Below are 25,037 nucleotides of genomic sequence, written 5' to 3' on the forward strand. Positions count from 1 at the left end.
TGATCGGTCTCACCCTCGAAGCGCACGGTCTGGCCGCCCTTGCCGGGGCGCACCGCGCCGACGACCTCGGTGCCGTAGGCGATGGCCTTGTCGGTGTGGAACTGGCCCGCGCCGCCGAGGCCCTGCACGATCAGCCTGGTGTCCTTGCCTACGAGGATGCTCACTGTGCCAACTCCACGATCTTCTGCGCGCCGTCCAACATGTCGCTGGCGCTCACGACGTTCAACCCCGACTCGTCGATGATCCTCTTGCCCAGCTCGACGTTGGTGCCCTCGAGCCGGACCACCAGCGGCACCTCGAGGCCGACCTCCTTGACCGCCTCGAGCACGCCGTTGGCGATGGTGTCGCACTTCATGATGCCGCCGAAGATGTTGACGAAGATGCCCCTGACCTGGGGGTCCTTGGTGATGATCTTGAAGGCCGCGGTGACCTTTTCGGCGGTGGCGCCGCCGCCTACGTCGAGAAAGTTGGCGGGCTCGCCGCCCACGTGCTTGATGATGTCCATCGTCGACATTGCCAGGCCTGCGCCGTTCACCATGCAGCCGATGCTGCCGTCCAAGGAGATAAAGGAGAGGTCGTGCTCGCTGGCCTCGAGCTCGGCGGCGTCCTCCTCGGACTCGTCGCGCATGGCGGCGATGTCCGGGTGGCGGTAGAGGGCGTTGGCGTCGAAGCTCATTTTGCCGTCCAAGGCCATCACCCCGCCGTCCTTGGTCACCACCAAGGGGTTGATCTCGATCATGTCGGTGTCGAGCTCGCTAGCAAGCGAAGCCAGCGCCTTTATGAACTTAACGCCGTTCTTGAAGGCCTCGCCCGACAGGCCCAGGCCGAAGGCGAGGCGGGCCGCCTGGAAGTTGGTCAGGCCGACGGCGGGGTCTATAACCTCGCGGAGGATCTTCTCGGGGCTGTGCTCGGCGACCTCCTCGATCTCGGTGCCGCCCTCGGTCGAGGCCATCATCACGCTGCGGCCCATGCCGCGGTCCAAGACCACGCCCAGGTAGAGTTCGCGGCCGATGTTGATGCCCTGCTCGACGTAGAGCCGGTTGACCTCCTTGCCCTCCTCGCCCGTCTGAACGGTCACCAGGGTCGAGCCGAGCATCTTTTCGGCCAGCTCGCGCACCTTGGCCTCGGCGGCGGGAACGCCCTCCTCGAGCCCGTCTAAGACCACGTTGACGCCGGCGAGGCTGGGATGCTCCTTGAAGCGGCCCTTGCCGCGGCCGCCCGCGTGGATCTGCGACTTGACGACGACGACCTTGTTGCCGGTCGCCTCTATGAGCGGGCGCACCGCACTGGCGGCCTCCGCTACCGTGGTCGCTACTTTCCCTTCGGGCACGGCGATGCCGCGAGCCTTCATAAGCTCCTTGGCCTGATACTCGTGAATCTTCAAGTGAACCCTCCGTCTGCTGATCTCGAGGCAACCTGTCTTGCAGGCGTGTTGAAACTGCCCTAGCCTACCGCGATTTGGCGTTGGCCGCCAAGCGCGTCCGCCGAGCCTAGTACACATGGGATCAGGAACGGTCTCGCTCCGGCTCGAGCCTTCCGATCAAGACCTAAGGAAGCAACATCACCTTGCTGCTCTTCCCGTCCATGAGGAGGGCAACACCCTCTTCGAAGCGCTCTAGCGGCAGGGTGTGCGAGATGATGGGCCTGACGTCGAGAAGGCCTCGGAGCAGCATGTTTTCGGTGGTCGTCCAGGTCTTGAACATCTCCCGTCCATGGACCCCTATGACGGTCGCCTCCTTGAACACCACGTCGGCGCCCAGGTCGAGCTCGAGGGGCCTGGAGGGGAGGCCGACCAGAACGACCCTGCCCCCCTTGCGCAGGTAGCGAAAGCCGTCGCGTATGGCCTCTACGCTCCCCGAGGCGTCGATGACGGCGTCGGCGCCGACCCCATCCGTCATCGCCATAATCTCTGCGACCGTGCTCTTCGTGCTGGGGTTGAGCACGTCCGTCGCCCCGAGCGTGGTGGCAAGGGCAAGCCGCTCCTCCGCTATGTCCAGGGCGACGATCGTCGCTGCGCCCATCGCCTTGGCGGCTGCGATGATTCCCAGCCCTATCGGCCCGCAGCCGATGACCACCGCGACGTTTCCACTGACGCCCGCCTGCTGAGCGGCGCGCAGTGAGGTGCCAAGCGGTTCCATCATGGCGCCGATTTCGGGCGGAATGGCTCGTGGGAGTCGGCGGGCGCAGAGCGCAGGGATGAGGGTGTAGTCGGCAAAGCAGCCGTCACGGTGGATGCCGAAGAGAAGCAGGTTCTTGCAGATGTGCTGGAGGCCATTGTCGCACTGATAGCAAGATCCGCAGGGAATATGCGTTTCACCCGCTACGTAGTCGCCGGGGACGACTTCGCTGACCCCCGGGCCGGCTTTGACGACTTCGCCCGAGAACTCGTGGCCCATGATGAAGGGCACACGCTCTACGGTAGCTTGCGCCCAGGCGTTCCAGGCGTACAGGTGAAGGTCGGTGCCGCAGATGGAGGCGGCCTTGACCTTGACGAGCACCTCTCCTTCGCCCGGCTCGGGCACGGGCAGATGTTCGAGCCGGGCCCCAAATCCCGCGCGATGCTTGACGACGGCTCTCATCTCCACGGTCGATGCACGCTCCTTTGTTGAAGAAGGTGAAGATGGCACAGTCACGCACAGTCACTAGGTGTCACTAGGTTTCCCGTCGTGCTCAGCCCATCATTCAGTCCATCATTCAGTCCATCATGATGCCCCCGTCGACATCGCTGATCTCGCCCGTCACCTGCCGCGCCAGCTCGGAAGCCAGAAAGAGGACCATCCCAGCGATGTCTTCGGGTTCCGAAAATCGCCTCAGCGGAATGGATTTCAAGAAGTTCTCCCGCCTTTCGCCGCCAAAATCCTTGAGCATGACTGTGTTGGTCGGCCCGGGGCAGACGGCGTTGACATTGATGCCGTAGGGCCCACCTTCTCGAGCCAGCCCCTTGGTGAGGGCGATGACCCCGCCTTTGGAGGCCGCGTAGACGGTGTTGCCGAAGACGCCTCCGCCTCGCTTGCCCGCGATCGAGGCGACGTTGACGATCTTGCCGTAGCGCTGGGCCATCATGATGGGGAAGACGGCGTGACAGGTGTTGAAGACGCCCTTCAAGTTGACGTCTAGAACCTGATCCCAGTCTTTCTCGGAGCACTCGGTAAAGGGTTTGGAGGAGATGACGCCGGCGTTATTGACGAGAATGTCGATGCGGCCGAAAGCTTGCATCACCTGCGCAGTGGCTTCCTGGACGCCTTGCGTGTCCGTTACGTCGACCTTGAACGCCGCCGCCTCATGGCCCTCGAGCTCGCGTTCGAGCGCTTGCGCCTCTTGGTAGTCGAAGAGCATGACCTTCGCGCCGGCCCTGGCAAAGGTCAGGGCGATGGCCCGGCCGATGCCCTGGCCGGCTCCGGTGATGACCGCTACCTTGCCCCTGAAGTCGAGGCCGTTAAAGTCGGCCGTCATCGTGCTCCTCGACCCTTTCGCGCAGCGCGTTCAGGAACGCTGCGGCTTCGGCGCCGTCGACGACCCGGTGGTCGGCTGCCAAGGTCAGGGTCATCTCGGGCCTGACGCCAAGGCAGCCCTCACCTGCGAAGGGGCGCTGGGACACCGCGCCGATCGCCAGGATGGCGCACTGCGGCGGATTGATGATGGGGTTGAATTGCCGGACCCCGTACATGCCGAGGTTGGTCACGGTAAAGGTGCCGCCGGAGACGTCCGCCAGGCCGAGCCGCCCCTCCCTCGCCCGCGAGGCCAGCGCCCGCAGCTCCCGGTCGATCTCCGTGACCGTCTTGCCGTTCACATTCTTGATGACGGGGACGAGCACCCCTCGCCCGGTGGCCACCGCCACACCCATGTGAACGGAGGGATGAACGTCGATGTGACTCTCCCGCCAAGAGGCGTTGAGGCGCGGCCAGCGCTCCAGCACGTCCGTGACGAGCCTGACGAGAAGCGCGGTGAGCGACGGCTTCTCTCCAGACTCTCCGAGTTCCGCCACTGCGGCCAGCATGCCGCTGGCGTCTACGTCGATGCTCACGTAAAAATGCGGCACGGTCCGCGCGCTCTCCGCCATGCGCTGGGCGATGACGCGCCGCGTCGGCGTCAGCTCCTCCCGCGCGCTTTCTGCCGGGCTCGGCTGCGCCGTGCCGATCTCGGTGGCCTCGAGAGCGGCCTGTACGTCCCGATAGACGATGCGCCCTTGCGGCCCGGTGCCCTTTACCGTGTGGAGGTCGACCCCGTGGTCGCGGGCGAGGCGTCTGGCGCTGGGCGCGGCCTTGAGCGAGGGCTCGGCGCGCTGCGGGTCGCCAGGTCCGGCGGCAGAGGAAGTGGTGGCAGAGGGAATGGCCGTGTGGGGCGCGGTGGTTTCTGCTCCGCTGCGGGCGTCCTTGGCGGGAGGGCTCGAGCCCTCCTCGGCGATCAGCGCCAGCGTTTCCCCGACATCGACCTGTGTGCCCTCTTGGACGACGATCCGTGCCAAGACGCCCGCGGCCGGCGCCTCGAGCTCGACGGCCGCCTTTTCGCTCTCGACCTCCACGAGCGGCTCGCCCTTCTCGACACGCTCGCCTTCCGCCCTGAGCCACTTGAGGACGAGCCCGCCGGCCTCGGAGATGCCGTAGCTCGGCATCGTCAGCTCCGTCATGCTGCCGCGCTCCCCGCCTCCTCGCCGAGCAGCCCCCTCACCTCGGAGACGAGCCGCGCGGCGTCAGGGATGAGGGGCGTTTCCAGGGCGGGCGAGAAGGGAATGGGCACGTGCGGCATGCCGATGGCAAGGACGGGCGCGTCGAGCCAGTCGAAGGCGACCTGACCGATCTGGGCGGCCAGGTCTGCGGCAAAAGAACCCTGCCGGGGCGCCTCGTTGAAGACGACCGCCTTGCGGGTCTTCCTGACGGAGTCCAAGATGGTGTCCAGGTCGAGCGGCACGATCGTGCGCGGGTCGATGACCTCGAGCTCGATACCGGATTCCTCTGAGAGCACCTCGGCCGCCTCGAGCGCCTCTTGCACCATGGCTCCGGTGGCGACCACCGTCACGTCCGCGCCCCGGCGGCGAACCGCAGCCTCGCCGAAGGGGACGGCGTAGTCACCTTCGGGTACAGGACCCTTCGTCTGGTAGAGGCGCTTGTGCTCGAGGAACAAGACCGGGTTGTCGTCACGAATCGCCGTCTTGAGCAAACCCTTGGCGTCGTAGGGCGTCGACGGCATGACCACCTTGACGCCGGGCGCGTGGTAGAACCAGGCCTCCAAGCTCTGCGAATGGGTAGCGCTGCCACCCCCGCCCGCCCCCGTCGCGGTGCGAACGACGAGGGGCACCTTGACCTGGCCGCCCGTCATGTAGTGCAGCTTGGCGCCGAGGTTGACGATCTGGTCCATGGCCAGCGTGGTGAAGTCCACGTACATCAGTTCGACTACCGCCCGGCAACCGCGCACGGCCGCGCCGACGCCCGCGCCGGTAAAGGTGTTTTCCGAGATGGGCGTGTCCCTGACCCGGCCCCCAAACTGCGCGGCGAGCCCGCGGGTGACGCCGTATAGACCGCCCAGAAGCTCCACGTCCTCGCCCAGGCAGATGACGCGCGCGTCGTCGGCCATCTCCTCCCGGAGTGCCTCGTTGAGCGCGGTCACCAGGGTTATTTCCCTCTCGCCGGGCTCAGGAGCTTGCCGGGGGGTGTAGGCAGGTGCGAAGACGCCCGTGGTGGCCTCGCTGGCTTCGGGCCAGGGCGAGGCCAGCGCGAACTGGACTGCTCCCTCGACCCTGCCTCGCACCCGCTCTTGCAGCGCCTCCTCGTCTCCGTCCGTCAGGAGTTCCTTAGCGATGAGGTCCTCGCGCAGCCTGTGCAGGGGGTCACGGCGCCTCCAGGCCTCGACTTCGTCTTTGGGGGCCGGATGCATGCTGGGCGGGAAAACGGTGGCGTGGGCGTCCAGGCGAAAGGTGTCGCAGACGATCAGGCTCGGGCCCTCGCCGGCGCGGGCGCGCGCCACGGCTTCGCCGGCGGCCCGGTGGACCTCCCAAAAGTCGTTGCCGTCCACGTGGTGGCCGGGAATGCCGTAGGCCCGCGCGCGCTCGGCAAGCTGCGGCACCGAGGTCACGGCGCTCGAGCGCACCGTCATGGCGTACTGATTGTTCTCGCAGACGAAGACCACACCGAGCTTCATGGCGGCCGCCATGTTGAGACCTTCGTGAAAGGTGCCCTGGTTGGCGGCGCCGTCGCCAAAAAAGCAGACCGTCACCCGGCCGTCATCCGTGATCTGACTCGCCAGGCCGCTGCCGACGGCCAAGGGAATGCCGCCTCCGACGATGCTGATTGCCCCGAGCATGCCGATACTCAGGTCGATCACGTGCATCTCACCACCCTTGCCTTGACAGTAACCGTCGGCTCTGCCGGCAAACTCCGCCATGGTTCGCCGGAGGTCGCCGCCTTTGGCGAGCAGGTGCCCGTGGCCTCTATGCGTGCTGGTGATGAGGTCGCTCTCGTCAAGTGCAAAGCAGGCGCCTACCGCGACAGCTTCCTGCCCCTGATAGGTGTGGGCGTGGCGTGGAAAGGCGCCCTTGCGAAACTGACGGGCCACCTCCTCCTCGAAGGCTCGAATCTCGCTCATCTTTTCGTAAGCCCGAAGCGCCAGCTCGTTTCGGCCAAGCTCGTGGGACGTCACCATCGTGTGTGGCCCTCCTCTTCGACAAACACATTTCTATGCATCTATGCACCGAATCCGATTGTTGAAGCGAGCATACTTCCTGAAACCTTGGCTCGTCAATGAGCGCGTCTCACCTCGCTGGAAAGCGGCCAAACGGGTTTCGTGGAGCCGGAGGACGCTTGGAAAGCTGAGCCAGTATTGACACGCCCAAGACTTTATAGGTAGGCTGGCGAGTAAGTGGAAACGTAAACGGTGGCGTCTGAAGGGATGAGGTGATAGGCCGCTGATGGTAACGGCATCAACAATAGGAGGCAGCATAGGCTGCCGGTGACGTGCGAGAATATTGTTCCGCAAACCTGGTTTTGCATGCATATGCCGAGACGCTGTGTTCGAAAGGAGATCGAGATGAAAAGGGGCTTGTTTTCGCTGAGTCTTGTCCTCTGCCTAAGCCTGACGAGTGGGGGGTTTGCCCAGGACCAACAGTTTAACTGGATCGTCCAGAGTGTGTTCCCGCTCAACCTGCCTCTTACCGAGAACTCGCTGGTACTCTGGGCCGAAAAGGTCGAGGCGATGAGCAACGGCAGGTTGACAATCCAGGTCCACGGTGCCGGAGAAGTGGTCCCTGCCGCGGGCGTGTTTGAATCTGTTCGTGACGGCGTCCTCGACGCGGGACTCAACACCCCGGCCTGGCAGAAGGGCGAGTTTCCTGCTGGGGACCTCTTTTACACCTTGCCTGGGGGCGTTACGGAGTTCCACGAACTCCTGTTATGGATGTACGGCGGTGGTGGAAAGGAATTGCAGCAGGAGATGTATGGGGACCTTCCCATCGTGGTCTTTCCGCTCGGCTTGACTCCACCCGAATCGGGAATCTGGACGAATAGGCCCATCGAATCCCTAGATGATTTCAGAGGCCTCACGGTCCGTGGAGCCGGCTTGGGCATGGAGCTGTTGCAGGAGCTCGGCGCTTCGGCGATGACCTTGAGCGCCGGCGACACCATCCCGGCCCTGCAGCGGGGCGTCGTCGACGCCGCTGAGTTCGCCGACCCGGGGATGGATTACGGCGTCGGCCTTCACGAAGTGGCCCAGTACCTTGTAGGTCCGCCCATCCACATGGGCCCCAACATGTTCCAGCTGGCTATCAACCGGGACAGGTGGGAGGAACTCCCCGACGACCTCAAGGCCATCGTCGAGGCTGCTGCTCTCGCCGCTACCATGGAAGGCTATGTGGGAGCGTGGATGGAGTCCATCGAGGCTTTCGGGCGGATCGAGGAGTACGGAACGGTCATCCAGAAACTCTCTCCGGAGGAGCAGACCAGAGCTCACGAGTTGGCGCTTGGCATCCTCGAGCGCGAGTCCGCCCGAGACGCCTTCTTCGGGAGGGTCTGGCAGTCGCAAAAGGACTTCCTCGAGTCGTATAGCCCCTACTACAACTTCAGCAGGTTCAACCTCGAGAGGTAGCGCTCTCGTGGGAGCGATCGTTTGAGCGTTTCGGAGTTCGCCTTGTCCAGGGAAGTTGCTGTTTCCCTGGACCTTATGGCAACTGCCCTTCAAAGTGTCGCAAACTTGAATGGGTTTGAGGGTATGCGCGAACCCCGTTCTCGCTGCGCTCGGAGCATGCGCACTTATCAAGCGCAAAAGCGGCGCTTGATAAGGCACTTGGTTTAGTTACTGGAATTGTGTCCTGGAGCCCGCCGTGATGAAAGTGTTCAAGTCTGTCGAGTGGATCATCGAAAAGCTCGGGATTCTCGGCGCCTGGGTCGCCCTTCCGCTGACGGCGGTGGTGATCTATCAGGTGGTCATGCGCTACGTCTTTCACTCCCCGCCCATCTGGGGCTATGACGTATCCTGGATGCTCTTCAGCGTCATGTTCTTGCTCGGTGGCGGCTACACCCTGATGCACGACAGACACGTCCGCGTGGACATCCTCTTTCGGCTCTTGCCCCCCAGGTGGCAGGCCTTTGTCGAAGCGCTGTTTTTCGCGGTGATGTTCTGCCCGATCATGTACGTGCTGGCTTGGCAGGGTGTGCAGTACGCCTCGAGGTCGTGGGCTAGCGGCGAGTTCCTGTCGACCACACTCTGGCGCTTTCCCGCCGCCCCCATCAAGACGCTCATTCCCATCGCCTTCGTGCTCCTCGGCGTGCAGGGTTTCATCGTGCTCATAAGGCGGCTAAACTATCTTGCCAGGGGAGAAGCGTCGTGAGTTCGGAAGCGCTCGCTATCGTCATGCTTGCAGCGCTCATCGTGATGGTGCTCAGCGGCATTCGACTTGCCTTTGCCATGATGTTTTTGGCCGTGGTCTTCGGCTTCGTCTTTCGCGGGCAGACCATCTTGGCGCTCTTCATGCAGAGCATTTTCGGGGTCATGCAAAACGAGGTCCTCATCGCCGTGCCACTTTTCGTGCTGATGGGCAACCTGCTCACCAAGAGCGGCGCCGCCGACAAGCTCTTCAGCACCATGTACGAGCTCTTCGGGCCGATCCGCGGTGGGCTTGCGATAACCACCATCATCATCAGCACCATCTTCGCGGCCGGCACGGGCATCATCGCGGCTTCGGTGACGACCATGGCTCTGATGGCGCTGCCCACCATGATCCGCAGGGGCTACGACCACGGCCTGGCGACGGGGGTCGTCTGCGCCGGCGGGACGCTTGGCATCCTCATCCCGCCGAGCGTGATGCTCGTCATCCTCGGGCCGATGGTCGGCGTTTCCGTAGCCAGCCTCTTTGCCGGTGCGATCATGCCCGGCCTCCTCCTGGCGTTTTTCTATCTCGTCTACGTGGTTGTGAAGTGCTGGCTACAGCCGTCGGCGGGGCCGGCCATTCCGCTCGAGGAGAGGGTGAGCGACAAGGGGCAGCTCCTGCTCAAGGCTTTTTTGTACCTGCTGCCTATCCTGGCTTTGCTCATGGCCGTCCTGGGCTCGATCCTGCTGGGCATCGCCACCCCCACCGAGGCCTCGGCGGTCGGTGTACTCGGCGCTGGCCTCATCGCCGCCCTCTACCGCAGCCTGAGCCTTGAAGCGCTCAAGGATGCGGTTCTCGATACCGTGCAGGTATCTTCCATGGTCTTCTTCGTGATTATCGGCGCCGCCATGTTCACCGCCGTCTTCCTCTTCATGGGTGGGGGCAGGGTGATCAGCAGCTTTGTCATGGATATGGGCCTGAGCAGGTGGGCCATTCTCGCGCTCATCATGCTACTCGTCTTTGCCCTAGGGATGGTCTTGGACTGGATTGGCATACTCTTTATCGTCATTCCTATCTTCACACCGATCGCCGCGCAGCTTGGTTTCGACCCGCTCTACTTCACGCTGCTCGTGGCGGTGAATTTGCAGATGTCGTTTTTGACTCCGCCCTTTGCCTACTCCATCTTTTTCGTCAAGGGCGTCGCCCCGCCCGAAGTGAAAACGACCTCCATCTACCGGGGCGTCATTCCCTTCGTCTTACTTCAGGCTGTAGTGCTCTTTTTGTGCGTCGCCTACCCGCAGCTCTTGCTGTGGCTGCCCAACCGCACCTAGGGGCTCTGACGCGCAGGCGGCACCTCTTTTTGTTTTCAAGGGAGCTTCAAGATGAACGACCTGAACGCGTACCGGACGATGGTGCGCATCCGCGCTTTCGAGGAGAAGGCCGAGACGCTCTTTCTGGCCGGCAAGCTGCCGGGCTTCGTGCACCTGTCGATAGGCCAGGAGGCCGTGGCGGTGGGCGTCTGTTCGCAGCTCAGGCGCAGCGACTACATCACCTCGACGCACCGCGGCCACGGCCACGCCATCGCCAAGGGTATGCCGGTCGAGTCGATGTTTTTGGAGCTCTTCGGCCGGGCGGCGGGGGCATGCCGCGGCAAGGGCGGCTCGATGCACATCTTCGACTATTCGGTGGGGATGCTGGGGGCCAACGGCGTGGTGGCGGCGGGCCTTGCCATCGCCGCCGGCGCCGCCCTGGCGACCAAGCTGGCGGGCCGCGACGGTGTCGCCGTGGCCTTTTTCGGTGACGGCGCGACCAACCGCGGCACCTTCCACGAAAGCCTGAATCTGGCACAGGTCTGGTCGCTCCCGGTCCTCTTCGTGGTCGAGCAAAACGGCTACGCCTCGACCACACCCTATGACGACACGCATGCCTACCGCTCCACCGCCGACTTTGCCCGGGGCTACGGGATGGAGGTTGCGCGGGTTGACGGCAACAACGTCGGGGCTGTCTCGGAGGCGGCCGGAACGCTCATGTCGCACGCGCGGGCGGGCGCAGGGCCGGGCTTGCTCGAGGCCGTCACCTACCGGATCAAGGGGCACTACATCGGTGATCCCGAGAAGTACAGGACGCGCGACGAGGTGAAGAGCGCTCAGGCTGCCGACCCCATCGCGCGCTGTCGCGCCAGGCTGCTCGAGGGCGGCGTGGCCGAGACGGAGCTTCAGGAGATCGAAGCCGAGGAGCGCGCGCGGGTGGAGGCCGCGGCCCAGGCGGCCGCGGCGGCGCCCCTCCCCGAGCCTGCCTCGGCGCTCACCGACCTGTACGCGGAGGCGCCGTGATGGAGGCGAGGACGACGGACACCCAGACGACGGGTGTGAAGTCGAGGGTCATCAACCTCGCCCAGGCGACCCTGGAGGCGATGGACGAGGAGATGGCCCGCGACGAGAGCGTCTTTCTCATGGGCGAGGACATCGCGCGCCAGGGCGGTATCTTCGGGCAGTTCAAGGGCTTGCCCGATAAGTATGGCCTGGAGCGCGTGCGCGACACGCCTATCTCCGAGTCGGTCCTGGTCGGCACGGCTCTCGGCGCTGCGCTCGCCGGGGCGCGCCCGGTCTTCGACATGCACTTTTCCGACTTTGCCCTGGTGGCGATGGACGAACTGGCCTCGCAGATCGCCAAGATCCGCTACATGTCGGGCGGGCAGCTCAAGGTACCCCTGGTCATCCGCATGCCCGACGGTGCGGTTCGCTCGGCGGCGGCGCAGCACTCGCAGTCGCTCGAGGCGCTCTACCTGCACCTTCCGGGCCTGCGCGTGGTGGCGCCCTCGAACCCGGCTGACGCCAAGGGCCTGCTCAAAACGGCCATCCGCTCGGACGACCCGGTCCTCTACCTCGAGCACAAGGCCATGTATACGGTAAAGGGCGAGGTGCCCGAGGGTGAGTACCTCGTGCCGCTGGGCAAGGCGGCCCTCAGCCGAGAGGGCTGCGACGTGACGGTCATCAGCTATTCGCTGACCCTGCAGAAGTCGCTCAAGGCGGCCGACGCGCTGGCGCAGGAGGGCGTCGAGGTCGAGGTCGTCGACCTGCGCAGCCTGAACCCGCTCGACTGGGAGACGGTGACGGCCTCGGTCGCCAAGACCGGCCGCGCGGTGGTCGCCCACGAGGCCTGGCGCTTCTTGGGGCTTGGCGCGGAAGTCGCCGCGACGCTCCACGAGCGCCTCTTCGACAGGCTCGAGGCAGCCGTGGCGCGGGTGGGAGCCAAGCACGTGCCTATCCCCTTCTCGCCGCCCCTGGAGGCCTTCGTGATTCCGCAGGTGGACGACATTACCGCAGCCATCCGGGAGGTTCTCGGGTGATCCGCCCGGTCGTCATGCCTCAGCTTGGTCTGACCATGGAGGAGGGCACCTTTGTGGGCTTTGCGGTGAGCGTCGGCAGCAGGATAGAGCCTGGCGAGGACCTGCTCGAGGTCGAGACCGACAAGGCCTCGAGCACGGTCCAGGCGACGGAGGCGGGCTACCTGCGTGCGGTGGTGGCGGAGGTGGGCAAGCCGTATCCCGTTGGCGCGGTCCTGGGCTACCTGAGCGACAGTCCTGACGAGCCGCTCGAGGTTTAGGGCGAAGCTAACCTTTGAGGCGCTCGAGGTCGGGCCGGGGCCGGGCGGTGCGCGGGTCCCGCTCGAGCACCTGCTCGAGCGCGTGCGCTGCGTCGAGCACGAACTTGTCGGCGCCAGCCGGCCCGCAAAGCTGCAGGGCGAAGGGGGTGCCGGTCGGCTCAAGCCCACAGGGAATGGAGACGCAGGGATGCCCGGTCAGGGTGAGCGCATAGGTTGGTGCCAGCCAATCGAAGTAGGTCTCGAGCTCGGCGCCGTCGATGCGACTGACGTAAAGCTCTTCGAGCGGAAAAGGCGGCACCGAGACGGTCGGGCAGATGAGCAGGTCGACATCCTCGAAAAAGTCTTGAAAGGCGCGGTAGATTCGTGTCTGCTCGCTGTGGCCGCGGGCTACGTCGGTGGCGGACATGGCCAGGCCCTGCTCGACGTTGGCGACGATGTTGGCCCCGAGCTTGTCGCGCTGCTCGCGGTAGCGCTCGCCGTGCGCGGCCAGGAACTCGAGGGCGCGCGTGGCGGCAAACGCTTCGGTGGCGCCTCGCATGTCGGGGTTGCGCGGCGCACAGCTCTTGAAGGCGGATCTGAAGAGAGCGACACGCTCAGCAAAGGTCTCGCGAATCCGGCGTTCGATAGGCGCAAAGCCGAGATCCTCCGACACGGCGACGCGCAGACCTGACAGGTCGACCGGGCTGATGGTGGCAAAGCCGGCTGGGCTGGCGGGGCCGGCCAGCGGGTCGCGGTGGTCGTCCGATACCTGCGCCGACAAGAGCAGCAGCGCGTCCTCGACGGCCCGCGCCATCGGCCCCTCGACGGTCAGCGGCGACCAGCCGAGGGGCCGCCTTTCGCTTGGCACCAAGCCGGGCGAGGGGCGAAAGCCGACGACCCCGCAGAAGGCCGCCGGGATGCGCAGGCTGCCGCCGGTATCCGAGCCGGTGCAGAGCGGAAGCATCGAGGTTGCAAGCGCCACCGCCGAGCCGCCCGAGGAGCCGCCACAGCTGCGCGCCGGGTCAAAGGGATTGCCGGTCGGGCCGTAGACCGAATTGACGGTGTTGGCGCCCGCACCGAACTCGGGGACGTTCGTCTTGCCGACGACAATGGCCCCGGCCCGGCGCAACGCTGCCACCATGCGCTCGTCTTGCTCGGGCACGTAGTCGGCGTAGAGAGGTGAGCCCCAAGTGGTCCGCAAGCCCTCGGTCTCGTTGAGGTCCTTGATGCCGATAGGCAGGCCGTGCAGGGTGCCAAGCGTTTCGCCCCGCATGACGGCCTGCTCTGCTGCCCTGGCCTCTACCCTGGCGCGGTCGGTGCAGGTGGCAATTAGCGCATTCAGTCCCGGATTTACGGCCTCGATGCGCTTGACGCAGGACTCGAGCAACTCGACCGGCGAGATAAGCTTGGCGCCGATGAGCCGCCGCAGTTTGGTGGCACTCAGGTCGCAGAGCTCATTCATCTCTCGATTCTACCTGACGCGCCGCCTCCCGGACGCGGACTTGGCGTTCTTGGCTACCGAAAGCCCTATCCTACAGTATGCTAAGGGCATGATTCGCACTTGTTGCCGGTCGCTTGGGTGAGCGGGCGCACCGCCGCGACGGCCTCCGCTACCGTGGTCGCTACTTTCCCTTCGGGCACGGCGATGCCGCGCGCCTTCATAAGCTCCTTGGCCTGATACTCGTGAATTTTCAAGTGAACCCTCCGTCTGCGTTGAACCGTCTGTTTAGGTCGGACTTTCGTGTCGCACTGCGGCATCCTGCTTCCTGAAACCGTCCTAGCCTACCGCGATTTCGTTCTCTTAGCCAAGTGCCGGAGCAGAGGGCGGTACAACCGTCTTGGCTCGGCGCAGGGGCGCAAAAGCCCCGAGGAGAGACATGACGCGCCAAGGCTTCGTGGTGCGGTAAGATGAGCTCGAGACCTTTGGAGACGCCTATGTCCAGCCAAGCCAAAACCCTGCTGACGCCCGAAGCGTATCTGCTGCTCGAGCGCGGGGCCGAACACAAGAGCGAGTATCTTGACGGCGAGATGATGCCCATGACCGGAGCGAGCAGAAAGCACAACCTTATTGTTGCCAACATCACGGGCGAGCTGAGACAGCAGCTCAAGGGAAAACCCTGCGAGCTCTACCCGAGCGACATGCGGGTGAGGGTTCCCGCGACCGATCTCTATACCTATCCCGACGTGGTGGTCGTCTGCGGCGAGCCGCGGTTCGAGGACGAGGCCGTCGACACGCTGCTCAACCCCACCGTGATCGTCGAAGTGCTCTCCGAGTCCACCGAAGCCTATGACCGCGGCAAGAAGTTCGGCTACTACCGGACGGTTGCTTCGCTTGCGGAGTACCTGCTCGTCGCACAGGACGAGGGCAGAGTCGAACAGTACCTCAGGCAAGAGGACGGACGCTGGTTGCTTACGGACCTGCGTTCGCCCGACGCCGTGGTCGAAGTGGCTTCTCTCGGCTGCGCTCTAAAGCTGAGCGAGGTCTACGACAAGGTCACCCTGCCCTAAAGCCGCCTTCGCCTTTGTCACCAGCGGCCGCAGGCGCCTCGGCCGTGGCCTGTCACCGAAAGCGCTCCTTTCGAGTATGCTTGGCTTGTGATTCGCACGGCCATTTTGACGGTGAGCGACAAGGGTTCGAGGGGCGAGCGGACGGACACCTCGGTGGGCGAGATTCGCGCCCTCCTGGAGAGCGGCCCCTTTGCCGAACGCGACTACCACATCGTGCCCGACGAGCAGGCGATGATCCGCGCCAAACTCCGGCTCTGGGCCGACGGCGGCCACATCGACCTCATCCTGACCACCGGCGGGACGGGCCTGGCTCTGCGCGACCGCACCCCGGAGGCGACGCGCGAGGTGCTCGAGCGCGAGGTTCCCGGCCTCGCCGAACTCATGCGCTTCGCGGGCGTGCAGAAGAACCCCAAGGCCGCGCTGAGCCGCGCGGTCTGCGGCGTCCGCGGCAAGACGCTGATCGTCAACCTGCCGGGCAGCCCCAAGGGGGCGCGGGAGTCGCTCGAGGCCATTCTGAGCGTCCTGCCGCACGCGGTCGACACCATTACCGGCGAGCTGCGCGAGGCGCCGGAGGACTGGCATCAGTAGGCTATAACAGTGTAAGTTCCAAAGGTCACGCAGCAAGCACGGGGTGGTCCAGCCTGCGTGAGGCGAACATAAGCGCCGCAGTGATGTCTCCAGTTTCCAGATCGGGAAGTTCTTCAAGCACCTGCTCCCGTGTCAGGCCGGCTGCGAGCAAGTCGAGCACATCGATCACGCGGATACGCATCCCCCTTATACAGGGGCGACCCCCACACTGCTCGGGGTTGATGGTAATACGCTTTAAGAGTTCGCTGGCGTCTTTGCTCACGCCATTACTCTACTGTCGCCAACTAAAGAAAACAAGCGTCGAAATCGACCTGTATCACCTAACGGCCAAGCCAACTCGTGCATGAGACCAGTGCGGCACCTCGAGCACGTTGTAGACCGTGATGCGCATTCCCCTGATGCAGGGCTTTTCACCTCGCTTGCCGGACTCGATGGTGATGATGTCCTTGTAGTTCATGGTGCTGATACTAAACCCAGACGCCCAGCTATATCCGGCCCACCGCAGCCTCGACCAGTCTCCCAAACTGCTGAACGGTCGGTGTCATCCAGTTCGCTTCGCGCCCGGAGCGGTAGGACAGCCAGGCCCGGTTTTGCTCAGGCCAGTAGGTCGCTTCCAACGTGCCTCGCTCCCTGCCGCGCTTGAAATGCCAATGGACGGAGCCGGGATACTTGGCGAGCGTGGTAACTTGCGTGGTCACCAGACCCAGGGCTCGAGCAGCCTCCTCGATGGCTACTCCGAGGTCCCGCTGGGATGTTCCATCGACTTGGAGCTCATGAAGAGTCATGGGAATATGGCGACCTCCTCTTACCGGCTAACGTTGGGCCGCTCCAGCCATCACTCCTTTTCTGACGTTTTGTCGTCATAGCTGCCCGTCAGTGTGGATGGCAATCGACGCTCGAACCGAAGCAACGTATTCTCCAGGCGAAGCGCCATCTTTTCCCGCTCGTGCGCTTGGTTCTCGCGTTCACGCACCAAAACCTCGTCCAGACTATGAACTTCGTAGGCCAGCCGCTGAACCGCCGCCGTCAGTTCCTTTAGCTCCTGACGTATCTCTTTAATCTCCTCAGTGTTCTTGTCCGTCTGATGCTTCAGCGTCAGAAGTTGCCGAGCGTAATCGTAGAGCTGTCGCCACATTGCCTCAAGCCGCTGTCCAGAGTTCGGCCAGCATCGCTCGCGTCTCCGCCCTCAGCTTCTCGATGTCTGCTTGATTGCTTTCGATGCGTGCATCTACCTGTTCCATCTCTTCGAACAGCTGCTGAATCGCGGCCTTGAGGTCGGCGGCCTCTGCGGCGGTCACTTCGGTTTCGGTATCCAAGGTCAGGGGCTTATCCGTCTTTCTCGCTTCCATGTTTAGAGTATAGCACTGGCAATTGGCCGTGGTTTCGCCAACTAGCGGCCCAACGACCAAGCTCACCCGCCGCAGGAAGCGGAGCGAGGAACGAGCGAAGCTGTGGGTGGTCGGGTGCAACGCCTTGTTGTGCCGGTGTCGGTTGCCTTTGCCGCTATTCAGTAATGGTAGCGACAAAAGATTCTGATTTTGTCCTCCAGAACCTGATAAACAAGACGATGCTCGTCATCAATCCTTTTTGACCAACATCCTGACAGCTCGTGCTTGAGTGGCTCAGGTTTGCCGATGCCACCAAACGGATTTTCTTGTGTTTCTTGGATCAATCTGCTGAGGCGCAGAGCCTTCTTGCGGTCGTTTTGCGCCCACCACGCTAAATCTTCAAAACCGGCTGGGTCAAATTCCAAGCTGCGTGCGGGCTTCTTCAAGTGAAATGCCTCCGGTTCGCTCTTTGGCCTCCAAGAGACGTTTCTTCATCGTCTCGCTTTTTAACAAGTAGGCCGTTTCTCTTTCCGACTCGATTTCACGCCAAAGTTCGATAGGCACGATAACACCCACGGGCTTGCCTTTCATCGGATACATAGTGGACTTGTGCTCGAGTTGCCATTTCAACCTCCGTTATCACCTTTCATTTTATCAAATAGCTGTTGGGCACGCAGCCAAGCCGCGCGCACCAGCACAACGGCTGAGCTGAGCGGCAGCCACGACGATAGTACCGCGTCATGTCACGCAGGAGAAGCATTGGAGTTGTTGGACGGCGGTCAGGATGACCAGGGTCGAACAGAGCGGCATGACCTGCTCAGTCGCGACGCGCGATAAATACCATGACCCGGCTGGTGCTGACAACCGGCCCACCATTCCAGTCGCCGTACACGTGCTCGACGGTGAATTCGGCGTTGGTCAGGGAATCGGTCAGCTCTGCCAGGCTGCGAAAGCGCAGCTCGCTGCTCGCGACCACGACCCCACCGGTGGCGGCGAAGATGTTGTGGCCCTCGAGGCGGACTCGGCCATTACCTACGCTGACCAGCTCCAGCCAGCACTCCATCGGCCCATGAGGCGAGCCAAACCGCTCGTACGTGGTCTCACGGTTCCACCGTTCCCACGCCCGGTCGTCGGGGTTGCGGCTCTCGAAGGCGAGGTAGCCGCCAGGCCGCAAGGTGGCGTGGATGGCGCGTAGGGTGGTGGCCCACTCGGTGTCCTCGAGGAACACCTGGGCCACGTTGCCGGTCATGATCACCAGGTCGGCCTGTGGTGTCCCCAGGGCGCCGGAGTCGCCTTCGACCCACTGCACCCGATCGGCGCCCGGCTGCCGGCGGGCGAACGCCAGCATCGCGGGGGCAGGGTCGACACCGACCACTAGGCGATCATCGACCGCCAGCTCGCGGGTCAGCAGACCGGTCCCGCACCCCAGGTCGAGGATAGTGCGGGCACCAAGGTCTGCCGCGAGACGGAGGTAGAAGTCGGTGTCGGCGCCGCGGGTGTTCTCGAGGTCGTACAGATCCACCAGGCGCGGGTCCACGTAGTGCCGATCAAGCTTCATGTCGGTTCCTTCATGGACTCCACTGAAGGATACGGTACAGCACACGTCACGTAACAGCATTCAAGCATTTAACAAGCTGCCCAACGAACCCAAGCTAAGTGGCGAACCCGCAGGCGCAAAGACCTGCCAAGTGCGGAACACATGGCCGCGGGTTCGTCCACTTCAGCGCCTTGTTAGAATGCACACGATACGCCGCGATCCGATGCTCCCAAACTGAGCAGTCGGGCTCGTCTGTGCCTTCGTGCCACGGGTTCACCCGTCCTTCTGGACATCGTACTCAAGGAGGACCATTCCACTGGGATACACCCGGTGGCGGACAAGCATCAATCGTCGCCGCACCGCAGGCGAGGGAAGAAACCGAATGCCATCGCCCAAGAGGATCGGAATGATGGCCGGCTCGACGGTATCGACAAGACCCCAAGCGAGGACCTGCGAGAAAAGCTCGCCACCGCCATAGAGCCAGATATCGCCGCCTGATTGGCTGCGAAGCTCGCCGATTCGCTTCTCAAGCCCGTCACTGACTACCTCAATCTCGGGATGGCGTTCCGGTTGGAGCGTCTGCGAGGCAACAAGAACCTCTTTCCCGCGAAAGTCCTCACCTGCGGCACGGACGATCTCGTACGTGCGCCGCCCCATGAGCAGCGTATCGAACTGGGCGTAGAGTTCGTCGAAATCGAATGAGGGTTCTGGAGTGAGCCAGCCAAAGTCATCATCTGGTCCAGCGATAAAGCCGTCTAGGCTACACGCGACCTGATACCGAATCCGTCTCATCTGCCCCTTTCCTCTCGTTTCCCTATGGCCCTCTCACGCGGATATAGCATGTAACGCCAATGAATAGCGCTCAGCTCGTGCATTCTAACTAGAAGTTATGCCGCACCCTGCGGTATAACGCCCCAAAAGGGTGACTTTGCCGCTATACAGAGTTGCAAGCGACGCAGCATCTAATCTTCATTCTATACGCTTATCCCGTGGACATCCTCGCCGCGGTCATCTTTCTCGTGCTCTACCTTCTCGGGCTCGTCGGTGTCATCGTGCCGGTCGTGCCCAGCACCCCGCTCATCGCCGTGGGCGCGATTATCTACGGCTTCATGACGGGCTTCGAACGGCTCGGCGTTTCCGGGGTGGTCTGGGTGGTCGTCCTGGCGCTCTTTGCCCAGGTTCTGGACTACGTCGCGGGTATCGTCGGGGCGCGGCGCTACGGGGCGAGCCGGGCGGGCGTCTGGGGCGGGGTGATCGGCTCGATCGTCGGTGTCATCGTCTTGCCGCCCTTCGGCTTTCTGCCGGGGGCGCTCGTCGGCGCGGTCGCGGCCGAGCTGCTGAACCGCCGCAGCGCCGAGGAGGCGGTGCGGGCGGGCTGGGGGACGCTGCTCGGCACCCTGGGGGGGGTGGTCGTCAAGGTCCTTATCGTCATCGCGATGGGCGCCATAGTCATCCCGCGGCTCTTTTAAGCGCGAACTCACGCGCGTTTCTGTTATCTTAGGGCGAACGCGCTCTTCGGCGCGGGCCGGAGCGGACGCCCCGGCCTATCGGGAGGTTGGATGGATCCGGTCATGATCGGCCTGGGGCCCTTGGAGATCCGCTGGTACGGATTTTTCATCGCCCTGGGCGTGTTTATCGGTACCTGGTGGGCGGCCAGGCTGGCAACCCAGAGGGGTCTCGACCCCGACAAGCTCATGGACATGGTGCTGTATCTCGTCATCGCGGGCATCGTCGGGGCGAGGCTGGTTTACGTCTTGACCAGTCCGGGCTCCTTCTTCGGCCCTGGCGGCGATCCGCTCTCGGCCCTTTACATCTGGCAGGGCGGGCTCTCCTTTCACGGCGCGGTCCTGGGCGCCCTGCTGGCGCTGTGGATCTACGCGCGTATCAACCGGGTCAACATGTGGGCCTACGCCGACGTGATGATGCCCGCCGCGGCGCTCGGCATCATGGGCGGGCGGCTGGGCAACTTCATGAATGGCTCGGATACCGACGGCCGCCTGACGAACTGGCCCATCGGCTTCACCTGGCCCCAACCCGGCACCGACACCTTCGGCGCCGTCGGTCGCTTTATCTTCGGCGACAACCTGTGGGCGGGCTTTCCCGGCGTCTGCACCGAGCTGGGCGGCAACGGCCTCCATCTCCCGCCCTGGTCTTGTCCGGCGGACCTCGTCGTCCGCGGGCCCGTGCACCTCACCCAGTTCTACGGCTTTATGGTCGGCTTCATCGCGCTCTTCATCGTCCTCTGGGCGCTCCGGCGCAGCCTTACGCCCGGTTACGTCTTCTGGCAGTTCATCCTCTGGTACTCGGTCCTGCGCTTCGTGATCGAGGAGCCCTTCCGCAACAACCCGCTGGCCTGGAACGCCTACCTGGCCTCGGGACTCAGCGAGCCAGGCATCGGCCTCTTTACCGTCACCCAGCTCTTCAGCGTTCCCATCATCTTCCTGGCGCTCTACATGCTGCTCATGCTCGACCCCGAGGCGGGGCACAACGAGCAGAAGCGGGCGCTGGTTAGAAAGCGGGCGCGTTGAGCCTGGCCGTCGTCATCCTGGCGGCAGGGCAGGGCACGCGCATGAAGTCGGCCCTGCCCAAGGCCCTGCACGAGGCGGCGGGCAGGACGCTGCTCGAGCACGTCGTCCGCGTGGCCCGCGCTCTGGACCCTGAGCACTTGGCCGTCATCATCGGGCACGGCGCCGAGAGGGTCCGAGCGCGCTTTCCGAATCCGGACTTCGACTTCGTCCTGCAAAGAGAGCAACTAGGCACCGGCCACGCGCTCATGCAGACGCGCGCGCTTTTAGAGGACAAGGCGGAGGCGGTGATGGTCCTCAACATGGACGGGCCGCTGGTGAGGGCCGAGACGCTTGGGGCTCTCCTCGAGCACCACCGGGCGAGTGGCGCGGGCATGACCATGCTCACGGCCGAGGTTGGCGACCCCGAGGGCCTCGGTCGGATCGTCCGCGAGGGCGACGGCAGCGTCCGGGCTATCGTCGAGGAGAAGGACGCCAGCGAAGAGGAGAGGCGCATCGGGGAGATCAACCCCGGCTTTTTCGTCTTCGACCGCGAAGTGTTCAGGCTGGGCGAGCGGCTCTCGAACAGCAACGCTTCCGGTGAGTACTACATCACCGACCTCGCCCATCTCTATCTGGGGGAGGGCAAGAGCGTTCAGGCCGTGCTCATGAAAGAGCCCAGCGAGGCGCTGGCCGTCAACGACCGGGCGCAGCTCGCGGTCATAGACCGCCTCCTGCGCGACCGGGTCCGCGGGCGCTGGCTGCGGGAGGGGGTGACGATGGTCGCGCCGGAGCAGACCTTCATCGACGACACGGTACGGCTTGAGCCCGACGTGGTGCTCCATCCCGGCGTGGTCCTGCGCGGCGAGACGGTGGTGAGGCGCGGCGCGGTGCTGGGACCCTACGCGGTGCTCAGCGACTGTACGGTGCGTGAGGATGCCTGGGTCGCCCCCTTTACGCAGGCGGAGGGGCAGACCTTTTAACGCCGGTCAACCCTGATCGCAGGTTCGCTCAGCCGCTCGTAGAGCGCAGGCACGCGTCCAGGAGAGGCTCGAGCCGCTCCCTGGTGTCGAGCACCAGGGCTTGGCGCCAGCGGCGAGATCGAGAACCTCCACCTGTTTCCGGAGGCCGGTATCGAAGGCCGGTTGGGGAAGCTGTTTGACGAGCGAGGGCGGCCCCTCCCTGGCGTCGTGGGTCAGGAGGACGTTGGCAAGGTCCTGCAAGAAGCCGCGCTTCAAGCCGCTCAAGTGGTGCGCCATGTTCTGGAAGAAGAGCACCGGCCTGTCGCAAGGCTCGAGCTTCAGGCCGTCAGGATCAGCGGCTTGCCCCGCGTGATGACGACGGTGTGCTCGAAGTGCGCGCTGAGGCTGCCGTCGCGTGTGCCGATCGTCCAGCCGTCGCCGCGCGTGGTCACGCCTCCCCTGCCGGCCGCGACCATCGGCTCGACGGCGAGGACAAGACCGTCCGTGAGGAGGGTGCGGTCGCTCGAGCGGCAAAAGTTGAGCACCTCGGGCCTTTCGTGAATGGCGCGGCCGACGCCGTGCCCGGCGAGCTCGCGCACCACGCTGAAGCCCCGGCGCCTCACCTCGCCCTCGACCGCGCGCCCGATGAGCTGAAGGGGGCGCCCCGCGCGCGCGACTCGCATGGCGGCCCAAAAGGCGGCCTCGGCGCAGGCGACGAGCCGCTCTGCTACGCTCGAGGCCGGCGGCACGACCACGGTGACGGCGGCGTCGGCGATAAAGCCCTGAAGAAAAGGCGTCACATCGAGCTTGACCACGTCGCCCGGCTGTAGCGGGCACTCCGTCGGCAGCCCGTGCACGACGGCGTCGTTGACGGACACAAAGGCGTTGATGGGTGCGCCGTAGACGAGCCGCGGGGCGCTGACGGCGCCGCGGCGGGCGAAGACCTCGCCGCAGAGGCGGTCGAGGTCCGCGGGCGTGACGCCGGGCGCGACCGCGGCCTTCATGGTCTTCAGGGCTTCGGCGACAACGGCTCCGGCACGCTTCATGCCCTCGAGCTCGGCTTCTGAGGTGATCGACATGGCAGCCTCCGAGGCTTATCGTACTGCAAGACTCCACGTGTAGGTTTAAGCGCAGGGTGCCAATCTGGCGCTGACATGAGCGATGTTCGTGAGTGATATCAGGGTGATGACCGTGGCGGCCTTGATGAAGGTAAGGGCCCTCTGGTGAATAAGTTGTTGAATTGGCAGGGCGAGATGGCCTTTACAGACAGACAAAATGAATCCTCTTGAACAACTTATTTGTGCGAGAGCACTAAGACGGCGGGAAAAGGCCGAGGAGGAGGTGCCGCCAGTCCGGCTCGAGAGCGGACAGAGGAGCATAACGGCAACAGGACGAGGCTAGGAGTGTCGTCGGACCGCGGCCTTTTCCCGCCTCACCAGCTTCACGAACCGCAGCAGCCGCGGAAACCTGTGCCAGCGCTTGCGGTCGAGCCCGACGCGCCAGGCCCACTCCACGCCGAGCCGCCGCGTCCAGGACGGGGTGCGCCTGACCTCGCCCGCCAAGACGTCCAGGGAGCCGCCTACCCCGATCATGAGGGCGACGCCCATAGCCTCACGGTGCCCGTGCAAAAAGCGTTCCTGGCCCTCGCCGAGCCCGGCCAAGAGGAGATTCGCGCCGCTCGCCGCCACCGCGTGGACGACCTCCGGGACCTCGTCCGGCTTGAAGTAGCCGTGCTGTACGCCCGCGGTCCGGGTGCCGAAGCGCGCCGCGGCGGCCCTCGCGGCCCTCGCGGCGACGCCCGGCTTGGCGCCCAGGAAGTAGACCCTGAGCGCGTCCCCACCGCGCCGCAGGACCTCCGCCGTGAGCTCGACGCCAGGCACCCGCTCCGGCAGCAAGACGCCGAACTGCTTGGCCGCCCAGAGCACGCCGACACCGTCGGCCACGGTGAGCTCGGCCGACTGAAGGGCCGCCTCGAGCGCCGGGTCGCCTCGCGCGGAGACGATGATCTCGGGGTTTAAGGTGACCAGCAGCTTGGGTTCGGCGTCCCTCACCGCCGCCAGACACCAGGCGGCGGCCCCGTCCAGGCCGAGCGCGGCGAGGCGGTAGCCCAGGACGGACATCGTCTCGACCTCGGGGAGCGCCACGGGGTTTTACCGGCTCGAGGCCGTGAGCTGTTCGGCCCGCTGGGGTGGTGCTCCTCCGGTGTGGTGGCTGGCCGCCGCGCCCGCCTCGAAGCAGTAGAGGCTCGAGCCCTCCTCCTCGGAAGTGTCGGTGAGTTCCGGCACCTGTTGCGAGTGGGAGACGAGGCTGGCGACGACGATGTCCTCGCTCAAGCCGAGCCGGCGCAGGTAGTGGCCCGAGCGTGACTGCCACAGGCCCTCGAGGGGGTCGGGAAAGGCCTTGAGCAGGCCTATCGCCAGGGCGGCGGCGCCCGCGAGCTCCGCCTCCGGGAAGATCTGCTTGAGGCGCGCCGCCAGGAAGCCCGCGCCCAGGGTGTCGTCGAGGTCTTCGTGGCCGGCAAAGCCCGAGCAGACGAGCGCGACCTCCTCCCGGGCGAGTTCGGCCGCCCGCGCCGCGGCGGCGTCGGCGTTGTACAAGGAGCCCAGGAGGAGGTGACGCGCCTGGCTGAGGGCGGGCAAGGTCCGCGGCGCGTTTTCCGAGGTCAGGACGGCGCCGCGCGCGTCTAGGACGGCGGCGAGGAGTTCCGCCGGCGAGTTGCCGTAGTTGAAGCCCTCGGGCGGCATGCCGCCGCGCTCGCCGAAGAGCAGGTGGCCGTGCCTCAGCGCTACCGCCCTCGAGGCGCGCAGGCTGGGGCAGAGGTAGAGGTGGCTGAGGCCCTTGTCGAAGAGAATGGGCGCCACCGTGCTCGTCCTGAGCACGTCGATGAGGACGACCACGTCGGGGTAGGGCCCCTGGGGTAGGAGGTCAACCTTGAGACGCACGCGCGACCTCGCTTAAGGGTGATTTGGGAATTGAGGGGGGCCAAAAGGCCAGGAAGGGGCGCACGGCATCATCCTAGCATGGCGCTGAGTCCTTGCTGGACCACTTGCCCAACTGGACCACCCGCCAGACCGCAGCAGGGCACAAGAAATCAGGGCACAAGAAAGACGTCGAGCTTCGCCGCGCTGCTTGCGGGCACGGCTGGCAGGCGGCTGTCGTCAAAACAGGCTAGAGCGCCGTGGACAGAGCGCCGTGGCGCTGCTCGAGCGTGCGCCGCCTCGCCTTTGGCAA

Annotated in this window: 31 protein-coding genes and 1 pseudogene; 11 read left to right on the forward strand and 21 right to left on the reverse strand. The window is 64.7% G+C overall.

The window, feature by feature from the left end:
• The 6 genes from M3498_00040 to M3498_00065 all read right to left on the reverse strand — a co-directional run.
• On the reverse strand, window positions 1-164 hold a 164-nt coding region (locus M3498_00040), incomplete at its 3' end, for a succinate--CoA ligase subunit alpha (protein MDQ3457685.1).
• On the reverse strand, window positions 161-1,384 hold the full coding sequence (sucC, locus tag M3498_00045; protein ID MDQ3457686.1) for an ADP-forming succinate--CoA ligase subunit beta: 1,224 nt from the start codon (window positions 1,382-1,384) through the stop codon (window positions 161-163). The genes sucC and M3498_00040, both read right to left, overlap by 4 nt.
• Window positions 1,385-1,547: 163 nt before the next feature.
• Window positions 1,548-2,579, reverse strand: coding sequence for an alcohol dehydrogenase catalytic domain-containing protein (locus M3498_00050; protein ID MDQ3457687.1), 1,032 nt, complete (start codon window positions 2,577-2,579; stop codon window positions 1,548-1,550).
• A gap of 115 nt (window positions 2,580-2,694) precedes the next feature.
• Window positions 2,695-3,453, reverse strand: coding sequence for an SDR family oxidoreductase (locus M3498_00055; protein ID MDQ3457688.1), 759 nt, complete (start codon window positions 3,451-3,453; stop codon window positions 2,695-2,697).
• Window positions 3,437-4,627 (reverse strand): 2-oxo acid dehydrogenase subunit E2, encoded by a 1,191-nt coding sequence (locus M3498_00060; protein MDQ3457689.1) that lies wholly within the window; start codon window positions 4,625-4,627, stop codon window positions 3,437-3,439. Before M3498_00060 ends, M3498_00055 begins: the two co-directional genes overlap by 17 nt.
• Window positions 4,624-6,636 carry a dehydrogenase E1 component subunit alpha/beta gene (locus M3498_00065; GenBank protein ID MDQ3457690.1) on the reverse strand — a complete coding sequence of 671 codons (2,013 nt, stop codon included), beginning with the start codon at window positions 6,634-6,636 and terminating at the stop codon, window positions 4,624-4,626. The genes M3498_00060 and M3498_00065 overlap by 4 nt, the downstream gene beginning before the upstream one ends.
• 384 nt (window positions 6,637-7,020) lie before the next feature.
• Here M3498_00065 and dctP point away from each other — a divergent pair, with 384 nt between their 5' ends.
• From dctP to M3498_00095, 6 genes are all read left to right on the forward strand, one after another.
• Complete coding sequence (gene dctP / locus M3498_00070) at window positions 7,021-8,073, forward strand: TRAP transporter substrate-binding protein DctP (protein ID MDQ3457691.1); 1,053 nt, start codon at window positions 7,021-7,023, stop codon at window positions 8,071-8,073.
• Between the two features lie 238 nt (window positions 8,074-8,311).
• Entirely contained in the window at window positions 8,312-8,815 is a 504-nt protein-coding gene (locus M3498_00075; protein ID MDQ3457692.1) for a TRAP transporter small permease subunit, read from the forward strand.
• Window positions 8,812-10,125: a TRAP transporter large permease subunit gene (locus tag M3498_00080; GenBank protein ID MDQ3457693.1), complete on the forward strand. Its 1,314-nt coding sequence runs from the start codon at window positions 8,812-8,814 to the stop codon at window positions 10,123-10,125. Before M3498_00075 ends, M3498_00080 begins: the two co-directional genes overlap by 4 nt.
• Before the next feature lie 51 nt (window positions 10,126-10,176).
• On the forward strand, window positions 10,177-11,127 hold the full coding sequence (locus tag M3498_00085) for a thiamine pyrophosphate-dependent dehydrogenase E1 component subunit alpha (GenBank protein ID MDQ3457694.1): 951 nt from the start codon (window positions 10,177-10,179) through the stop codon (window positions 11,125-11,127).
• A complete protein-coding gene (locus M3498_00090) occupies window positions 11,127-12,143 on the forward strand; it encodes an alpha-ketoacid dehydrogenase subunit beta (GenBank protein ID MDQ3457695.1) in 1,017 nt (338 codons plus the stop codon). Before M3498_00085 ends, M3498_00090 begins: the two co-directional genes overlap by 1 nt.
• Window positions 12,140-12,400 (forward strand): hypothetical protein, encoded by a 261-nt coding sequence (locus M3498_00095; protein ID MDQ3457696.1) that lies wholly within the window; start codon window positions 12,140-12,142, stop codon window positions 12,398-12,400. The genes M3498_00090 and M3498_00095 overlap by 4 nt, the downstream gene beginning before the upstream one ends.
• Before the next feature lie 7 nt (window positions 12,401-12,407).
• Here M3498_00095 and M3498_00100 read toward each other — a convergent pair whose 3' ends face one another.
• Both M3498_00100 and M3498_00105 read right to left on the reverse strand, forming a co-directional pair.
• Complete coding sequence (locus tag M3498_00100) at window positions 12,408-13,841, reverse strand: amidase family protein (protein ID MDQ3457697.1); 1,434 nt, start codon at window positions 13,839-13,841, stop codon at window positions 12,408-12,410.
• An 80-nt stretch (window positions 13,842-13,921) separates the two neighbouring features.
• A complete protein-coding gene (locus M3498_00105; GenBank protein MDQ3457698.1) occupies window positions 13,922-14,074 on the reverse strand; it encodes a hypothetical protein in 153 nt (50 codons plus the stop codon).
• A 240-nt stretch (window positions 14,075-14,314) separates the two neighbouring features.
• Between M3498_00105 and M3498_00110 the strand changes: the two genes are divergently transcribed.
• The gene (locus M3498_00110; GenBank protein ID MDQ3457699.1) at window positions 14,315-14,887 is read left to right on the forward strand and encodes a Uma2 family endonuclease; all 573 of its coding nucleotides are present in this window, start codon (window positions 14,315-14,317) and stop codon (window positions 14,885-14,887) included.
• A gap of 87 nt (window positions 14,888-14,974) precedes the next feature.
• Entirely contained in the window at window positions 14,975-15,475 is a 501-nt protein-coding gene (locus tag M3498_00115; protein ID MDQ3457700.1) for a MogA/MoaB family molybdenum cofactor biosynthesis protein, read from the forward strand.
• Between the two features lie 25 nt (window positions 15,476-15,500).
• On the opposite strand, the gene M3498_00120 is transcribed toward M3498_00115, so the two are convergent.
• The 9 genes and pseudogenes from M3498_00120 to M3498_00160 all read right to left on the reverse strand — a co-directional run bounded on the left by M3498_00120 (window position 15,501) and on the right by M3498_00160 (window position 19,132).
• Window positions 15,501-15,737: a DUF433 domain-containing protein gene (locus M3498_00120; GenBank protein MDQ3457701.1), complete on the reverse strand. Its 237-nt coding sequence runs from the start codon at window positions 15,735-15,737 to the stop codon at window positions 15,501-15,503.
• A 102-nt stretch (window positions 15,738-15,839) separates the two neighbouring features.
• Window positions 15,840-15,932 (reverse strand): annotated as a pseudogene (locus M3498_00125) (DUF433 domain-containing protein).
• 28 nt (window positions 15,933-15,960) lie between these two features.
• Entirely contained in the window at window positions 15,961-16,260 is a 300-nt protein-coding gene (locus M3498_00130) for a hypothetical protein (protein MDQ3457702.1), read from the reverse strand.
• 50 nt (window positions 16,261-16,310) lie between these two features.
• Window positions 16,311-16,610: a hypothetical protein gene (locus M3498_00135; GenBank protein ID MDQ3457703.1), complete on the reverse strand. Its 300-nt coding sequence runs from the start codon at window positions 16,608-16,610 to the stop codon at window positions 16,311-16,313.
• A gap of 4 nt (window positions 16,611-16,614) precedes the next feature.
• On the reverse strand, window positions 16,615-16,824 hold the full coding sequence (locus M3498_00140; protein MDQ3457704.1) for a hypothetical protein: 210 nt from the start codon (window positions 16,822-16,824) through the stop codon (window positions 16,615-16,617).
• A gap of 158 nt (window positions 16,825-16,982) precedes the next feature.
• Entirely contained in the window at window positions 16,983-17,249 is a 267-nt protein-coding gene (locus tag M3498_00145; GenBank protein ID MDQ3457705.1) for a Txe/YoeB family addiction module toxin, read from the reverse strand.
• On the reverse strand, window positions 17,218-17,403 hold the full coding sequence (locus M3498_00150) for a prevent-host-death protein (protein ID MDQ3457706.1): 186 nt from the start codon (window positions 17,401-17,403) through the stop codon (window positions 17,218-17,220). The genes M3498_00145 and M3498_00150 overlap by 32 nt, the downstream gene beginning before the upstream one ends.
• Before the next feature lie 217 nt (window positions 17,404-17,620).
• Window positions 17,621-18,361, reverse strand: a complete 741-nt coding sequence (locus M3498_00155; GenBank protein ID MDQ3457707.1) for a class I SAM-dependent methyltransferase — start codon at window positions 18,359-18,361, stop codon at window positions 17,621-17,623.
• Window positions 18,362-18,613: 252 nt separating this feature from the next.
• Entirely contained in the window at window positions 18,614-19,132 is a 519-nt protein-coding gene (locus M3498_00160) for a dihydrofolate reductase family protein (GenBank protein MDQ3457708.1), read from the reverse strand.
• 197 nt (window positions 19,133-19,329) lie between these two features.
• Between M3498_00160 and M3498_00165 the strand changes: the two genes are divergently transcribed.
• From M3498_00165 to M3498_00175, 3 genes are all read left to right on the forward strand, one after another.
• Window positions 19,330-19,809: a DUF456 domain-containing protein gene (locus tag M3498_00165; GenBank protein ID MDQ3457709.1), complete on the forward strand. Its 480-nt coding sequence runs from the start codon at window positions 19,330-19,332 to the stop codon at window positions 19,807-19,809.
• Between the two features lie 90 nt (window positions 19,810-19,899).
• On the forward strand, window positions 19,900-20,868 hold the full coding sequence (lgt, locus tag M3498_00170) for a prolipoprotein diacylglyceryl transferase (GenBank protein MDQ3457710.1): 969 nt from the start codon (window positions 19,900-19,902) through the stop codon (window positions 20,866-20,868).
• Window positions 20,865-21,827, forward strand: coding sequence for an NTP transferase domain-containing protein (locus M3498_00175; protein ID MDQ3457711.1), 963 nt, complete (start codon window positions 20,865-20,867; stop codon window positions 21,825-21,827). The genes lgt and M3498_00175 overlap by 4 nt, the downstream gene beginning before the upstream one ends.
• A 6-nt stretch (window positions 21,828-21,833) precedes the next feature.
• Here the strand turns inward: M3498_00175 and M3498_00180 are convergent, their stop codons facing one another.
• From M3498_00180 to M3498_00195, 4 genes are all read right to left on the reverse strand, one after another.
• A complete protein-coding gene (locus M3498_00180) occupies window positions 21,834-22,121 on the reverse strand; it encodes a hypothetical protein (GenBank protein ID MDQ3457712.1) in 288 nt (95 codons plus the stop codon).
• 23 nt (window positions 22,122-22,144) lie between these two features.
• A complete protein-coding gene (map, locus tag M3498_00185) occupies window positions 22,145-22,885 on the reverse strand; it encodes a type I methionyl aminopeptidase (GenBank protein MDQ3457713.1) in 741 nt (246 codons plus the stop codon).
• A gap of 318 nt (window positions 22,886-23,203) precedes the next feature.
• Window positions 23,204-23,950, reverse strand: a complete 747-nt coding sequence (locus M3498_00190; protein MDQ3457714.1) for a WecB/TagA/CpsF family glycosyltransferase — start codon at window positions 23,948-23,950, stop codon at window positions 23,204-23,206.
• Window positions 23,951-23,956: 6 nt separating this feature from the next.
• Window positions 23,957-24,748, reverse strand: a complete 792-nt coding sequence (locus M3498_00195) for a 2-phosphosulfolactate phosphatase (protein MDQ3457715.1) — start codon at window positions 24,746-24,748, stop codon at window positions 23,957-23,959.
• Window positions 24,749-25,037 lie beyond the last annotated feature (289 nt).

This window comes from Deinococcota bacterium, assembly GCA_030858465.1.
GTDB lineage: Bacteria > Deinococcota > Deinococci > Deinococcales > Trueperaceae > JALZLY01.